14 protein-coding genes and 1 tRNA gene are annotated in these 14634 nt (G+C 71.5%); 10 read left to right on the top strand and 5 right to left on the bottom strand.

The annotated features are described in order from the left end of the window. The first annotated feature begins 31 nt into the window (after window positions 1–31). From fliG to ACFQZY_RS12365, 5 genes are all read left to right on the top strand, one after another. The gene (gene fliG / locus ACFQZY_RS12345; RefSeq protein ID WP_377416142.1) at window positions 32–1114 is read left to right on the top strand and encodes a flagellar motor switch protein FliG; all 1083 of its coding nucleotides are present in this window, start codon (window positions 32–34) and stop codon (window positions 1112–1114) included. Between the two features lies 1 nt (window position 1115). Continuing rightward, window positions 1116–2159: a FliH/SctL family protein gene (locus ACFQZY_RS12350; protein WP_377416330.1), complete on the top strand. Its 1044-nt coding sequence runs from the start codon at window positions 1116–1118 to the stop codon at window positions 2157–2159. A gap of 10 nt (window positions 2160–2169) precedes the next feature. Continuing rightward, window positions 2170–3495 (top strand): FliI/YscN family ATPase, encoded by a 1326-nt coding sequence (locus ACFQZY_RS12355; protein WP_377416144.1) that lies wholly within the window; start codon window positions 2170–2172, stop codon window positions 3493–3495. 68 nt (window positions 3496–3563) lie between these two features. Next, a complete protein-coding gene (locus tag ACFQZY_RS12360; protein WP_377416146.1) occupies window positions 3564–4013 on the top strand; it encodes a flagellar FliJ family protein in 450 nt (149 codons plus the stop codon). A 92-nt stretch (window positions 4014–4105) separates the two neighbouring features. Continuing rightward, window positions 4106–6022, top strand: coding sequence for a SurA N-terminal domain-containing protein (locus ACFQZY_RS12365; RefSeq protein ID WP_377416148.1), 1917 nt, complete (start codon window positions 4106–4108; stop codon window positions 6020–6022). Window positions 6023–6091: 69 nt separating this feature from the next. On the opposite strand, the gene ACFQZY_RS12370 is transcribed toward ACFQZY_RS12365, so the two are convergent. The 3 genes from ACFQZY_RS12370 to ACFQZY_RS12380 form a co-directional block, all read right to left on the bottom strand. Then, on the bottom strand, window positions 6092–7084 hold the full coding sequence (locus ACFQZY_RS12370; protein WP_377416150.1) for a Bug family tripartite tricarboxylate transporter substrate binding protein: 993 nt from the start codon (window positions 7082–7084) through the stop codon (window positions 6092–6094). Between the two features lie 40 nt (window positions 7085–7124). After that, window positions 7125–7595, bottom strand: a complete 471-nt coding sequence (locus ACFQZY_RS12375) for a DUF3237 domain-containing protein (protein ID WP_377416152.1) — start codon at window positions 7593–7595, stop codon at window positions 7125–7127. Window positions 7596–7687: 92 nt separating this feature from the next. After that, a tRNA-His gene (locus tag ACFQZY_RS12380) sits at window positions 7688–7763 on the bottom strand. Window positions 7764–7844: 81 nt separating this feature from the next. Between ACFQZY_RS12380 and surE the strand changes: the two genes are divergently transcribed. The 4 genes from surE to rpoS are packed head-to-tail and all read left to right on the top strand — an operon-like array spanning window position 7845 to window position 11326. Beyond that, entirely contained in the window at window positions 7845–8609 is a 765-nt protein-coding gene (gene surE, locus ACFQZY_RS12385; protein ID WP_377416154.1) for a 5'/3'-nucleotidase SurE, read from the top strand. 12 nt (window positions 8610–8621) lie between these two features. Then, window positions 8622–9419 (top strand): protein-L-isoaspartate(D-aspartate) O-methyltransferase, encoded by a 798-nt coding sequence (locus tag ACFQZY_RS12390; RefSeq protein WP_377416156.1) that lies wholly within the window; start codon window positions 8622–8624, stop codon window positions 9417–9419. Window positions 9420–9434: 15 nt separating this feature from the next. Beyond that, window positions 9435–10337 (top strand): peptidoglycan DD-metalloendopeptidase family protein, encoded by a 903-nt coding sequence (locus ACFQZY_RS12395; protein ID WP_377416158.1) that lies wholly within the window; start codon window positions 9435–9437, stop codon window positions 10335–10337. A 5-nt stretch (window positions 10338–10342) separates the two neighbouring features. Beyond that, window positions 10343–11326 (top strand): RNA polymerase sigma factor RpoS, encoded by a 984-nt coding sequence (gene rpoS / locus ACFQZY_RS12400; protein ID WP_377416160.1) that lies wholly within the window; start codon window positions 10343–10345, stop codon window positions 11324–11326. A 58-nt stretch (window positions 11327–11384) separates the two neighbouring features. Here the strand turns inward: rpoS and ACFQZY_RS12405 are convergent, their stop codons facing one another. Both ACFQZY_RS12405 and ompR read right to left on the bottom strand, forming a co-directional pair. Beyond that, window positions 11385–12812 (bottom strand): ATP-binding protein, encoded by a 1428-nt coding sequence (locus ACFQZY_RS12405; RefSeq protein ID WP_377416162.1) that lies wholly within the window; start codon window positions 12810–12812, stop codon window positions 11385–11387. A gap of 13 nt (window positions 12813–12825) precedes the next feature. Continuing rightward, window positions 12826–13557, bottom strand: coding sequence for a two-component system response regulator OmpR (gene ompR, locus ACFQZY_RS12410; RefSeq protein ID WP_377416164.1), 732 nt, complete (start codon window positions 13555–13557; stop codon window positions 12826–12828). Window positions 13558–13692: 135 nt separating this feature from the next. On the opposite strand from ompR, the gene ACFQZY_RS12415 reads away from it, so the two are divergent. After that, a complete protein-coding gene (locus ACFQZY_RS12415) occupies window positions 13693–14628 on the top strand; it encodes a diacylglycerol/lipid kinase family protein (RefSeq protein WP_377416166.1) in 936 nt (311 codons plus the stop codon). Window positions 14629–14634 lie beyond the last annotated feature (6 nt).

Consider the following 14634-nt stretch of genomic DNA (forward strand, 5'->3'; position numbering starts at 1 on the left):
CCTGCCGTGAGACAAGAGACGGAGCAAGCCCATGGCTGAAGCGAACACCCTGCCGGCGGTCAAGGCCGACGCCACCCTCAACGCCGCGGACTTCCTGCCCGAGGAAGTCAAGGCCGAACTCGATTCGCTTTCGGGCACCCAGCGCGCCGCGGTGCTGATGCTGCTGCTCGGCGAGCAGCAGGCCGCGGAGATCATCAAGTTCATGAACCCCAAGGAGGTCCAGGCCCTGGGCGCGGCGATGGTGTCGGTGGCCGACCTCTCGCAGGAGACGGTGAACGTGGTGCTCGACGAATTCATCGCCACCCTGAAGAAGCAGACCAGCCTGGGCCTGGGCACCGGCGACTACGTGGAGAAGGTCCTCAAGCGCGCCCTGGGCGACGACAAGGCCGCCTCGGTGCTCTCGCGCATCATGCCGGGGCAGGGCAGCAAGGGCCTGGAGATCCTCAAGTGGATGGACGCGCGCTCCATCGCCGACATGATCTCGGGCGAACACCCGCAGGTGATCGCCATCATCCTGTCGGTGCTGGAGTACGACGTGGCGGCCGACGTCCTGAGCTACCTGCCCGGCGAGTCGCGCCCCGAGATCATCCAGCGCGTGGCCAGCCTCGAGACCGTGCAGCCCTCGGCGATGGAGGAGCTCGAGGCCATCATGAAGAAGCAGTTCTCGAACAACTCCTCGGCCAAGTCCTCCAGCTTCGGCGGCATCAAGGCGGCGGCCAAGATCATGAACTTCGTGAAGGTGGACCTGGAGTCCTCCATCATGGGCGGCCTGTCGCAGATCGACGAGGACCTCAAGCTCAAGATCCAGGACAACATGTTCGTGTTCGAGAACCTCTCGGGCGTGGACAACCGCAGCATCCAGACCCTGATGCGCGCGGTCGAGTCCGACATGCTGATGGTGGCCCTGAAGGGCGCGCCCGACACGGTCAAGAACAAGTTCCTGGACAACATGTCGGCCCGCGCGCGCCTCATGTTCGTCGACGAGATGGAGGCCCGCGGCCCGCTGCGCATGGCCGACGTCGAGGAGGCGCAGAAGCAGGTGATCCGCATCGCGCGCAAGCTTTCCGATGCGGGCGAGATGATGCTGGCCGGCCGCGGGGACGACTTTGTCTGACGTGCGCCACTTCCCGCCGCGCCCGGCGCCCGCCGCCTGGGTGCCCAGCCCGCTGCTGCTGGGGCGCAAGGAGACGCCGCGCTTCCTGCGCGCCGCCTGGGACGAGGTCAAGGCCGACAGCTTCGGCCCCTGGCGCGTGACCGAACGCATCGACCCGGCGCTGTCGCTGGAGCAGGGCCCCGCGCCCGGCCTGGAGGAAGCGCCCCAGGCGTTCGAGCGCGAGCCGGCGCCGCAGGGCGTCGCGGAGGGCGCCAGCGACGAGGCCCGGGAGGCGAGGGCGCCGCAGCGTGGCGAGGCCGCCCCCGGGGCGCCCGCCGCCGCGGGCATCAGCCCCGAGGAGCTCGCCGCCGCCGAGGAGCGCGCCTATGAGCGCGGCCTGGAAGCCGGCCGCGCCGAGGCCCGCGCCGCGATGGAGGCCGACCGCGCCCGCGAGTCGGAGGTGCTGCGCGCCCTGGCCATCGAGATGCGCGCCCTCAAGGAGGACCCGCAGCGCTGGTTCGAGCCGCTGCGGCGGCTGGCCCTGCACATCGCCGAGCAGCTGGTGCGCGGCGAGCTGCGCACGTCGGCCGAGGCCATCACCCAGGTCGTGCGCCAGTGCCTCTCGGCGCTGGACGAGCCGGCCGCCGGCGTGGTGGTCTCGCTGCACCCGGACGACGCGCAGATGCTGCAGGCCGCCGCGCCGCCGTTCCTGCAGGAGGTCAAGCTGCAGCCGGACGCATCCCTGTACCGTGGCAGCGTGCGCCTGCGCCTGGACGACACGCTGCTGGAGGACCTGATCGAGCACCGCCTCGACGCCATCGCCCAGCCCCTGCTGACGCGGCCCGGCCCGCGCGCCGGCGAGTCGGTGCTGCTGCGGGAGTCCTTCCCCGCCGAGCCGGTGGAGGCCGCGCCGCTGCGCCGCCCGCGCGGCCTGGGCGACGTGGTGGATGCCACCGCGGTGACCCTGGAGGAGGGCCGCGACGGCGGCGTGCTGCCGGCGATGCCGCCCGCGCCGCCCCCGGCCGGGCCCGCCGCCGCGCCCGACGCCTGGGAGCCGCCGCAGTGAGCGCCCGGCCATGATCGCCTTCGACACCGAGGTCGACCGCCTGCTCTCGCAGGTGCGCGTGCCCGACCCGCGCAAGACCGGCACCCTGGTGCGCCTGGTCGGCATGCGCCTGGAGGCGCGCGGCATCATGGCGCCGCTGGGCGCGTGCTGCGAGATCGCCGACCCCTCGGGCCACAGCGTCGAGGCCGAGGTCGTCGGCTTCAACGACCAGACCCTCTACCTGATGCCCTTCACCGAGCCCCAGGGCATCGGCCCGGGCGCCAGCGTGCGCGTGGTCAACCACAGCGCCAGCGTCTGCCTGGGGCACGAGCTCCTGGGACGCGTCATCGACGGCCGGGGCGAGCCCCTGGACGGCAAGCCCGCGCCGCGCTGCGACACCCGGCTCTCGCTGCTGGGGCGGCCGGTCAACCCGATGGAGCGCGGGCCCATCACCCAGGTGCTGGACGTCGGCGTCAAGGCCATCAACGGCATGCTCACGCTGGGCTGCGGCCAGCGCGTGGGCCTGGTCGCCGGCTCCGGCGTGGGCAAGTCCACGCTGCTGGGGCAGATCACCCGCCACACCCGCGCCGACATCGTCGTCATCGGCCTGATCGGCGAGCGCGGGCGCGAGGTCCAGGCCTTCATCGAGGAGTCGCTGGGCGCCGAGGGCCTGGCCAAGGCGGTGGTCGTCGCCGCGCCGGCCAACGTCTCGCCGGTGCAGCGCCTGAAGGCCACGCTGATGACGCACACCATCGCCGAGTACTTCCGCGACCAGGGCAAGAACGTGCTGATGCTGGTGGACAGCCTCACCCGCGTGGCCCACGCCCAGCGCGAGATCGGCCTGGCGGTGGGCGAGCCGCCCACCTCCAAGGGCTACCCGCCCTCGGTCTTCGCGCTGCTGCCGAACCTGATCGAGCGCGCCGGCGTGGGCCGCGCCGGCCTGGGCTCCATCACCGCCATCTACACCGTGCTGGCCGAGGGCGACGACGCCCACGACCCGATCGTGGACCTGGCCCGCGCCTCGCTGGACGGCCAGGTCATGCTCTCGCGGGCACTGGCCGACGCCGCGCACTACCCGGCGATCGACCTCACCGGCTCGATCTCCCGGATCATGCCCAGCCTGCTCGACCCGGAGGCCCTGAAGCTCGCCAACCGCTTCCGCCGCATGTGGTCCCTCTACCAGCAGAGCCGCGACCTGATCCAGGTCGGCGCGTACGTGCCGGGCAGCAACCCGGAGCTGGACCTGGCGATCCGCCTGCGCCCGGCGCTGGAGCACTACCTGCGCCAGGACATGCACGAGGGCGTGGCCTACGGCGACTGCCTGGACGCCGTGCGCCAGATCCTCGCCGCGGCCTGAGACGCGGTGGACGAATCCGTCATGCCCGTTCATTCCGCGCCCGATCCCGTTTCTTCCCGGAGCCGACCATGACCCCTCCCAAGACCGATGCCTGGAGCCTGCTGGTGGACAAGGCCCGGCGCGCGCTGGAGGCCTGCCAGCAGCAGCTGGCCCAGGCCCAGGCGCGCCGCGACCAGCTCAAGGCCAGCGAGCAGCGCGTGCACGCCATGGTCATCGAGTACCGCCGCCGCCAGGAGGCCAGTGCCGCGGCCGGCCAGCTCATGGCCGACCGCCTCAACGAGCGCCAGTTCATCGCCCAGCTCCAGCAGCTGCTGGACCAGGCGGTGCGCGCCAGCCGCCAGGCCGACCTGCAGTGCCGCCAGCTCGGGCAGTCGGTCGCCGCCGCGCGCCAGGCGCTGGAGAAGGCCGAGAAGGTGCGCGACCAGTTCCAGGCCCAGGCCCGCGCCGAGCGCGAGCGCCGCGAGCAGAAGCGGCAGGACGAGATGGCGGTGATGCGCTATCAATGGCAGCACCCCTGACGCCATGCCCCTGAGGGCCGCCGGGCCGCGGGCGCCGGGCGCCGTGCAAAAAACCGGATAATCCCGAGCTTCCCCCGGAGAGCCCCGATCCCATGTTCGATTTCGTCCGCAAGCACACCAAGATCCTGCAGTTCGTGCTGTTCCTGCTGATCTTTCCGTCCTTCGTGCTGTTCGGCGTTGAAAGCTACACCCGCATGAGCGACAAGGGCGAGTCGGTCGCCAAGGTCGACGGCAGCGACATCCGCCAGGGCGAATGGGACGCCGCGCACAAGGCCGAGGCCGACCGCGTGCGCCAGCAGATGCCCGCGCTGGACCCCAAGCTGCTCGATGCGCCCGAGGCCCGCTACGCCACCCTGGAGCGGGTGGTGCATGACCGCGTGATCTCCGCCGCGGCGCAGAAGTCGCGCCTGGTCACCAGCGACGAGTCGCTGGCTCGCGAGCTGCAGGCCAACCCGGTCATCGCCTCGCTGCGCGGACCGGACGGCAAGATCGACATGGTCCGCTACCGCCAGCTCGCCGCGCAGCAGGGCCTCACGCCCGAGGGCTTCGAGGCCTCCCTGCGCGCCGACCTCTCCCGCCGCCAGGTGCTGGCGGGCGTCGGCGGCACGGGCATCGCCAGCGAGGCCGCCGCCGCCCTGGCCCTGGGCGCCTGGTTCGAGAAGCGCGAGGCGCAGGTCCTGCGCTTCGACGCTGCCGCCTACGCCGCCAAGGTCGTGCCCACCGAGGCCGAGGTCGAGGCCTTCTACAAGGCCAACCCCCAGCTGTTCCAGGCCCCGGAGCAGGCCAACGTGGAATACCTGGTGCTGGACATCGAATCGGTGAAGAAGGGCGTCACGGTCAACGAGGCCGACCTCAAGACCTACTACGAGCAGAACCTCGCCGCCAATGCCGGCAAGGAGGAGCGCCGCGCCAGCCACATCCTGATCGCCGCCGGCAAGGAGGCCGGCGCCGACGCCCGCGCCGCCGCGAAGAAGAAGGCCGAGGACCTGCTCGCCGCCGTGCGCAAGAACCCCGAGTCCTTCGCCGAACTGGCCCGCAAGAACTCGCAGGACCCGGGCTCCGCCACCAAGGGCGGCGACCTCGACTTCTTCGCCCGCGGCGCCATGGTCAAGCCGTTCGAGGACGCGGCCTTCGCGCTGAAGAAGGGCGAGACCAGCGGCGTCGTCGAGAGCGACTTCGGCTACCACATCATCCGGCTGACCGACATCAAGGCGCCCAAGGTCCAGAGCTTCGAGGAGGCCCGCCCGGCGCTGGAGGCTCAGGTGCGCCAGCAGCAGGCCCAGCGCAAGTTCGCCGAGACGGCCGACAGCTTCAGCAACGCCGTCTACGAGCAGTCCGACAGCCTCAAGGGCGTGGCCGAGAAGTTCAAGCTCGAGGTCCGCACCGCCAATGGCATCACCCGCACGCCGGCGCCGGGCGCCAGCGGCCCGCTGGCCAACCCCAAGTTCCTGGGCGCGCTGTTCTCCGCGGACAGCATCGAGAAGAAGCGCAACACCGAGGCGGTCGAAGTCACGCCGGGCCTGATGGTCGCCGGCCGCGTCGCGCAGCACGTGCCGGCGCGCACCCTGCCGCTGGAGGAAGTGAAGGCCCGCGTGGTCGAGCGCGTCAAGGCGGCGCGCGGCACCGAGCTGGCCCGCAAGGCCGGCGCCGACCAGCTGGCTGCCTGGAAGGCCACCCCGGCCTCCGCCAGCCTGCCGGCGGCGGTGCTGGTCTCGCGCGACAACCCCGGCAACCAGCCCCGCGCGGTGGTCGATGCCGCCCTGCGCGCCGACCCGGCGGCCCTGCCGGCGCTGGTGGGCGTGGACCTGGGCGACGCCGGCTATGCCGTCGTGCGCGTGAACAAGTCCATCCCCCGCGAGGCGGTGCCCGAGCAGACCGCGAAGGCCGAGCGCGCCCAGTACACCCAGTGGTGGGCGCAGGCCGAGACGCTGGCCTACTACGACCTCCTGAAGCAGCGCTTCAAGGTGGAGATCAAGGCCGCCAAGCCGGGCGACGCGCCGGCGAAGTGAGTCGGCTGCAGCCCCCGAGAAAAAAGCCCCGCGTCGCGGGGCTTTTTCATGGGGCGGGGAGGGCGGTGCTCAGTCGGCCTTGAAGCCGGTGGCCGCCACGGCCTTGCCCCAGGTCACGGTGTCGGCCGCGATGACGCGGGCGAACTCCTCGCGGGTGGTGCCGGTCACCTTGAAGCCGGCGTCTTCCAGCTTGGCCTTGCCGTCGGGCGCCTTCACCGCCTTCTGGATGTCCGCGCTGAGCTTGGCCAGGATGTCGGCCGGCACCTTGGACGGCGCCACCACGCCGAACCAGGAGCTGAACTCCAGGTTGGGGTAGCCCTGCTCCTTGATGGTCGGCACGTCGGGCAGCAGCGCGGTGCGGCTGGCGCCGGTGGTGCCCAGGGCCAGCAGCTTGCCGGCCTTCACGTTCGGCACGGCCAGGCCCAGGCTGGCGAACACGGCCTGCGTGTCCCCGCTCAGGAGGCCGCCGATGGCGTCGGCCGTGGTCTTGTAGTGGACGGCCTCGGGCTTGAGCTTGACCGCGTCGCCGAACATGAAGGCGCCGAAGTGGCCCGGCGTGCCGGCGCCGAACGTGGCCATGAACAGGCCCTTCTGCTGCTGCGTCCAGGCGACGAAGTCCTTGACGTTGCGCGAGGGGACCTTCTGCGGGTTCACCAGCAGCACGAAGTCTGCGCTGACGACCTGGCTCACCGGGGCGAAGTCCTTGGCCGGGTCGTAGGGCAGCTTGTTGTAGGTGCTGGGCGCGATGCTCAGTTGGCCGGTTTCGCCCAGCATCAGGGTGTAGCCGTCGGGCGTGGCGCGGGCGGCCTCGGTGGCGGCGATCAGGCCGCCGGCGCCGGGCTTGTTGTCCACGACCACGCCCACGCCGCCCCAGGCCTCGGACAGCTTCTGCGCGAGGATGCGGGCCACGATGTCCGGGCCGGTGCCGGCCGGGAAGCCGACGATCAGGCGCACGGGGCGGTTCGGGTAGGCGGCGGTCTGCGCCAGGGCGGGCGCGCTCGCGGCGGACAGCGTGGCCAGGCCCAGCCCCAGGGCGAGGCGGCGGCGAAGGGTCGAAGTCATCAGGTCTCCTTGTTGTCGATATGGGTGCGTTGGAATGGGGTCAGGCCACGTGGAAGACGCGCAGGTCCACCCGGTCCGGCAGGCGTGCGCCGGTGCCCAGGAACAGATTCTCGGACAGCCAGGCCAGCGAGGGCGCGCTCGCCTCGAAGCGGGGCATGCAGCGGAAGTAGACACTGGCCGGGTCCACCGGCTCGCCGCGCACCAGGCGCGCCATCACCTCGGGGGCGGCGGTGCGCACGGCCTGGTTGTAGACGTAGATGCGGTCGCCGCCGTCGGTCTCGATGACGTAGCGCGCGTCGAGTTCGGCGGTGCGGTCGTTGAGGATCAACTGGAAGTCCGCGCCGCCGGGCAGGATGCGGCCGCTCCAGTCGGCCGTGGTCACGGTGCCGCCGAGGATGGGGATGACGCGGCGCAGGCCGCGCACCGAATGGCCGACTTCCTGGGGCTTGTCGACCTGCACGCGCAGGTCGGCGAAGAACCGCAGTTCGGGAGTGGGGAGGGGGGATGTCATGGTGGCGCTAGCGTAGTCGATCTGCCGGCCGCTCCCGTCCCACGCGCCCGGAAAATGAAAAGGCCACCGCGAGGGTGGCCTTTGGAATCCGGTGGGGTGGCTGATGGGACTCGAACCCACGACGACCAGAATCACAATCTGGGACTCTACCAACTGAGCTACAGCCACCGTCGAAAACGAGATTATAGCCCGCCTTTTGCCGGGTTCGCGGCGGCCTGCGAAGCGGCCCCTACAATCATTCGCAAGCCCATGAAAATCCTGATCTCCAACGACGACGGCTACCAGGCGCCTGGCATCGCCGCCCTGCACGAGGCCCTGCGCGACCTCGCCGACGTCCAGGTCATCGCGCCCGAACATAACAACAGCGCCAAGTCCAACGCCCTCACGCTGCACCAGCCGCTGTACGTGCACCAGGGTGCCAACGGCTTCCAGTACGTGAACGGCACGCCGGCCGACTGCGTCCACATCGCGCTCACCGGCCTGCTCGAGACCGCGCCCGACCTGGTCGTCAGCGGCATCAACAACGGCGCCAACATGGGCGACGACACCATCTACTCCGGCACCGTCGGCGCCGCCATGGAGGGCTACCTGTTCGGCGTGCCCGCCATCGCCTTCTCGCAGGTCGAGAAAGGCTGGGCCCACCTCGACGCCGCGGCCCGCGTGGCGCGCGAGCTGGTGCAGCAGGTGATCGCGCAGCAGCTGCTGCGGCGGCCCGCGCCGTTCCTGCTCAATGTGAACATTCCCAACCGCCCCTACGAGGCGCTGGGTCCCTTGGAGGTCTGCCGCCTTGGCCGCCGGCATGCCGCCGAGAAGGTGATCGCGCAGTCCAGCCCGCGCGGCGAGACCATGTACTGGATCGGCGCGGCCGGCCCGGCCAAGGACGGCGCCGAGGGCACCGACTTCCACGCCACGGCCCAGGGCCGCGTGTCGATCACGCCTTTGCAGGTGGACCTCACCGACCACGACGCGCTGGGCGAGTGGCGCGGCGTCGCGCAACGCTTCGCCGCACGCTGACCAGGCCGCACGATGACCGCGCGCCGTCCCAGCTTTCCTGCTCGCCTCGACCTGGGCACGCCGGCCAAGGCGGCCAAGGCGGCCGCCGCGAAGCCGGCGGGCGCAGCCTCCGCGCCCGCGCCCGTGTCGCCCCGAGCCGCGCCCCAGGGCCTAGGCCTCGACTCTCAAGCGGTGCGTGCGCGCATGGTGCACAAGCTCGCGGGCCAGGGCATCGCCGACCCGCAGGTGCTCGAGGCCATGGGCCAGGTGGAGCGCCATCGCTTCGTCGATACCGCGCTGGTCAACCAGGCCTACGAGGACACCAGCCTGCCGATCGGCCTGGGCCAGACCATCTCCAAGCCGAACGTGGTGGCCCGCATGATCGAGCTGCTGCTCGCGGGCGGATTGCGCGAGGACTCTGGCCGGCTGGGGCGCGTGCTCGAGATCGGTACCGGCTGCGGCTACCAGGCCGCGGTGCTGGCCTGCGTGGCGCGCGAGGTGTACAGCATCGAGCGGCTGCGCGGCCTGCATGACAAGGCCCGCGACAACCTGCGGCCCCTGCGCATCCCGAACATCCACCTGCTGTTCGGCGACGGCATGGCGGGCTACGCCAAGGGTGCGCCCTATGCGGGCATCATCGCCGCCGCCGGCGGCGAGGCGATCCCGCAGGCGTGGGTCGACCAGCTCGCCGTGGGCGGGCGCCTGGTCGCGCCCAGCGTCATGCCGGGCGGGCAGCAGGCGCTGGTGGTGATCGACAAGACGGCTGCGGGGTTGAAGCGAAGCGTCCTTGAGGCAGTTCACTTTGTCCCCCTAAAATCAGGCATCGCTTAGAGGAAAGTACAACACATGCCCCAGATGCTGAGGCGGGGAAGTCTCCACGCGCTCGTCCTGCTGTCCGTCGCCGCCCTCCTGGCCGGCTGCGCCTCCGGGTCGCGCCGTCCCGCGCCGGTCGAAGACCGCGGCACCATGGCCCACAGGTCGCCCACCTCCGCTTCCATGCCCGCGGCCACGGCCGCCGCCCCCGGCGAGCCGGTTCGCCTGCCGCCCGGCGCCGAGAACGCGGGCAAGCCCGGTTACTACACCGTGCGCCCCGGCGACACCCTGATCCGCATCTCCCTCGACGCCGGCCAGAACTGGCGCGACGTCGTCCGCTGGAACAGCCTGTCCAATCCCAATGTGATCGAGGTCGGCCAGGTGCTGCGCATCGTGCCGCCGGTGGCCGCCGCCTCGCAGGAGGTGGTCACGCGGCCCGTGCAGTCCGCCCAGGTCGCCGTGCAGCCGGTGCAGCCCGCGTCCGCCGCCTCGGCGCCGGCCGCCGTGCCGTCGTCCGCGCCCGCGCGCGCCGACAGCGTCCCGGCGCCTGCCGCTTCGGCCGACGACGACGTCGCCTGGGCGTGGCCCACCGGCGGCGGCGCTGTCCTCGCCGGCTTCGACGAGGCCAAGAACAAGGGCCTGGACATCGCGGGCAAGGCCGGCGACCCGGTGCTCGCCGCGGCCGACGGCCGCGTGGTCTACGCCGGCTCCGGCCTGCGCGGCTATGGCAACCTGATCATCCTGAAGCACAACAACACTTACCTCACGGCCTATGCCCACAACCAGTCGCTCCTCGTGAAGGAGGACCAGGCGGTGCGCAAGGGCCAGAAGATTGCCGAGATGGGCAACAGTGACGCCGACCGCGTCAAGCTCCATTTCGAGATCCGCCGGCAGGGCAAGCCTGTCGATCCTTCGAAGTACCTGCCAGCGAGGTAGCGGTGATGAACAGGCGAAACGGCAACAGCAAGACCCAAGCAGTTCCGGTGTCGCCTGATCAGGAGCAGGCGCCCGACCCGCAGGACGGCGTGCTGCGCGAGCTGCCGGCGCCCTCCGAACTGGCGGGCGAGTCCACCGACACGCTCACTCTCTACCTGCGTGACATTCGCCGCACCGAGCTGTTCACGGCGCAGGAGGAGTTCGAGTGCGCCATGCGGGCGCGCGCCGGCGATTTCGAGGCCCGCCAGTCGATGATCGAGCACAACCTGCGGCTCGTGGTCAGCATCGCCAAGGCCTACCTGGGCCGCGGCGTCCCGCTGGCCGACCTGATCGAGGAGGGCAACCTCGGCCTCATGCACGCCATCGACAAGTTCGAGCCCGAACGCGGGTTTCGGCTGTCCACCTATGCCACCTGGTGGATCCGGCAGTCGGTCGAGCGCGCCGTCATGAACCAGGGCCGCGTGATCCGCCTGCCGGTGCACGTGGTGCGCGAGCTGCAGCAGGTGCTGCGGGCGCGCCGCACGCTGGAGAACGACCCGGAGTTCGCGGCGCGCGCCGGCCGTGAGCGGGACGGGGTGCGGGTCGAGGACATCGCCGCCCTCCTGGGGCGTGACGTGCAGCAGGTCGCCGACCTGCTCTCGCTGGCCGAGACCCCGCGCTCGCTCGACGCTGCACTGGACCACGCCGACGACGACCGCACCCTCGGCGACGCCATGCCCGACGACGGCACCATGGACCCCAGCGGCATCACCCAGGACCACGAGGTCGAGCGCCTGCTGCAACGCTGGCTCCATGCGCTGTCGCAGCGCGAGCAGGAGATCCTCGAGGGCCGCTTCGGCCTGCACGACCGGGACCCGGAGACGCTGGAGGTCCTCAGCGACCGCCTGGGCCTGACGCGTGAGCGCGTGCGGCAGATCCAGAACGAGGCCCTGGTCAAGCTGCGCCGCCACATGCAGCGCCACGGGATCGACAAGCACGCGCTGTTCTAGGGCTCCGCGCCCCCGGCGCGGGCTCGCACCCGAGGTCCCGGGCCTTGGCTCTTGGCCGTCAGCCCTCGGCGACCGGCGGGCTGTGCGGGCGTTGCAGCTTGATGTGGGCCGAGAACCCGCCCGAGCTGCTGTTGGCCACCGCGAAGACGCCGCCCATGCGCTGCACCGTCTTGTCCACGATGGCCAGTCCCAGGCCGGCGCCGGTGGCCTCGGTGCGAGCGGCATCGCCGCGGAAGAAGGGCTTCATCAGGTTGGGCAGGGCCTCGGGGGCGACGCCGGGCCCGTGGTCCCGCACCTTCACCAGGACCCAGTCGCCGCGCCCGCGGGCCGTGATCTCCACCTCGGCCACGCCCGTGTCCGCCGACTTGCCGTAGCGGCGGGCGTTCTCCAGCAGGTTGGCCATTACCCGGGCGAGTTCGACCTCGTCGGCCAGCACCTCGAGCTGGCCCGGGATGTCCACCCTGAACCGCAGGTCGGCCTGCTCCTGCAAGGCGTAGAGGCAGGTCTGAACCACGTCGGCGAGCCGCACCGGCTTGAGCTCGGTGTGGTCGGGCCGGGCGTAGTCGAGGAACTTGTCGATGATGGCGTCGAGCTGGTCGATGTCGGCCGCCATGTGGTCGCGCGCGTCGCGGTCGGCCACGCTCATTTCGGTTTCCAGCCGCAGCCGCGCCAGGGGCGTGCGCAGGTCGTGCGAGATGCCGGCGAGCATCACGGCCCGGTCCTGCTCGATCTTGGCGAGCTGCTGGGCCATGCGGTTGAAGCCGATGTTCACCTCGCGGATCTCGCTGGTGGCGACCTGCTCGTCCAGCCGCGAGGCGTCGAAGTCGCCGTCGCGCACGCGGCTCGCGGCGAAGGACAGCTGCTTGAGCGGCCGGTTGATCAGGCGGGCGATCAACGCCGCGCCGGCGAGCGACAGGCCGGCCGCCGTGACCAGCCAGATCAGCCAGGTGCGCCCGCCCACGTTGGCGAAACGCTCGCGGTCCAGCCGCAGCCAGTAGGCATCGTTCTCGATGCGGAAGCCGACCCACAGCCCCGCCTCCCCGTTGACCCGGGAGGCCAGCTCGGTGCCCGGCCCCAGGCGGGTCAGCAGCTCGCGCACGATGGCCTGGTCCATGACCGAGCCGTCCACCGGCGCAGTCCGGTCGCCCGGCTCGCGCGGCTGGATCTGCACCCGCTCCTGGTCGGCCAGGGTCTTGATGAGGGAGACGCGCGCGATGGCGTCGGAGTGCACCAGCGCCGCGCGGCTCAGGTTCACCAGCGAGGCGATCTGCTGCGCGGTCTGCAGCGCGCGCGGGGTGAACTCGAGGGCCCGGAAGGTCTGCAGCCAGGCGATGATGGAGCCGATCAGCAGCAGCGAGAGCAGGAAGAACGTCCGCCAGAACAGCGACAGGCCCACCCGTGGCAGGCCCGGCGCCATCGCCTCCCCGGGCGAGGCGTCCAGGGGGGCCGGGCTGGTGACCGTTTCCATGGCGCGGGCGCGCTGCATGGGCCGGTCCGCGTCAGCCCGCACCGTCCGGCACGAACACGTAGCCCACGCCCCACACGGTCTGGATGTAGCGCGGCGCCGCCGGGTCGGCCTCGACGAGCTTGCGCAGGCGCGAGACCTGCACGTCCAGGCTGCGGTCGAAGGGCTCGAACTCGCGGCCGCGCGCGAGCTGGGCCAGCTTCTCTCGGGACAGGGGCTGGCGCGGATGGCGCACCAGGGCCTTGAGCATGGCGAACTCGCCGGTGGTCAGGGGCAGCTCGTCGCCGTTCTTGCGCAGCGTGCGGGCGCCGAGGTCGAAGGAGAAGGGGCCGAAGTTGACCACCTCGTTCTCGGCGGAGGGGGCGCCGGGCGCCTCCTGCGCGGGGCGGCGGCGCAGCACGGCATGCACGCGCGCCAGCAGCTCGCGCGGGTTGAAGGGCTTGCCCAGGTAGTCGTCCGCGCCGACCTCGAGGCCGACGATGCGGTCCACGTCCTCGCCCTTGGCGGTGAGCATGATGATCGGGGTACGGTCATTGGCTGCCCGCAGGCGCCGGCAGATCGACAGGCCGTCCTCGCCCGGCATCATCAGGTCCAGCACGATCAGGTCCGCGGTCTCCCGCAGCATCAGCCGGTTCAGCGCCTTGCCGTCTTCTGCAAGGATGACTTCAAAGCCTTCCTGGGTGAGGTAGCGGCGCAGCAAGTCACGGATCCGCGCATCGTCGTCCACCACCAGGATCTTGTCGGTTCGGGCGGCATTGGTATTCATGGGGTCAGTCCAACGTTTACTTGTAACAGCGTCGATTTTGGGCCGCTTGTTGCATTCCATGATTCCTTTAAGGCTACTTCTAACATAACTTTACAAAAGTTGCCCTACAGGTTGGCGTGGCCCGAAGATGGCGGAATGGGCACCTTCATCGTGATCGCCAATCCCCGCAGCGGGGCCTCCACCGGCGCGCAGCAGCCGGTCGCGCATCGTGTCCGGCAGGTGTTCACCCAGGCCGGGCGCGCGTGCGAGGTGGTGAGCGTGCCGTCGGCCGGGGCGCTGGCCGCGGCGAGCCGGGCGGCGGCGGCGCGCGCCGGTCCCGGGGACGTGCTGGTCGCCGCCGGCGGGGACGGCACGGTGGCGACGGTGGCCCAGGCGGCCTGGGAGCGCGGGTGCCCGCTGGGCGTCGTTCCCTGCGGCACCTTCAACTACTTCGCCCGGGTGCAGGGCATCCCGCAGGATCCGCAGGCGGCGGCCCGCGCGCTGCTGCGCGCCCATGAGCGGCCGGTGGACATCGGGCTGGTCAACGGCCGCGTGTTCCTGGTGAACGCGAGCCTGGGGCTGTACCCGCAGCTGCTGCAGGACCGCGAGGCCTTCAAGTCCCGCTTCGGGCGGCGGCGCTGGGTTGCGGCGCTGGCGGCCGTGGCGACGCTGGTGCGCTGGCGGCACCAGCTCACCCTCGAGATCGAGGCCGACGGCCAGTCGCGCCACCTGCGCACGCCGACCCTGGTGGTCGTCAACAACCGGCTGCAGGTCGAGCGCCTCGGACTGCCCGCTGACCCGCGGCGCCCGGTGGGGGAGGGCTGGCTGGCCGGGGTCGCGGCCAGGCCGATCGGCAGCTGGGCCCTGTTCACGCTGATGCTGCGCGGTGCCTTCGGGACGCTGGGCGATGCGCAGGACGTCGAGCACTTTGCCTGCCGCAGCCTGTCGGTGGGCATGCGCGGCCTGCGGCGTGCGCGGGTGGCCGCTGACGGCGAGATCGATCGCCTGGTGCCACCGCTGCGCTTTGAGGTGGCGCCGCGTCCGCTGCGCCTCATGGCCCCCTGCGAGCAGGACCGGGTCCCCGTCGGGTGAGGCGCC

The organism is Ramlibacter sp. GCM10027632 (assembly GCF_042675325.1).
Taxonomy (GTDB): Bacteria; Pseudomonadota; Gammaproteobacteria; order Burkholderiales; family Burkholderiaceae_C; genus Ramlibacter.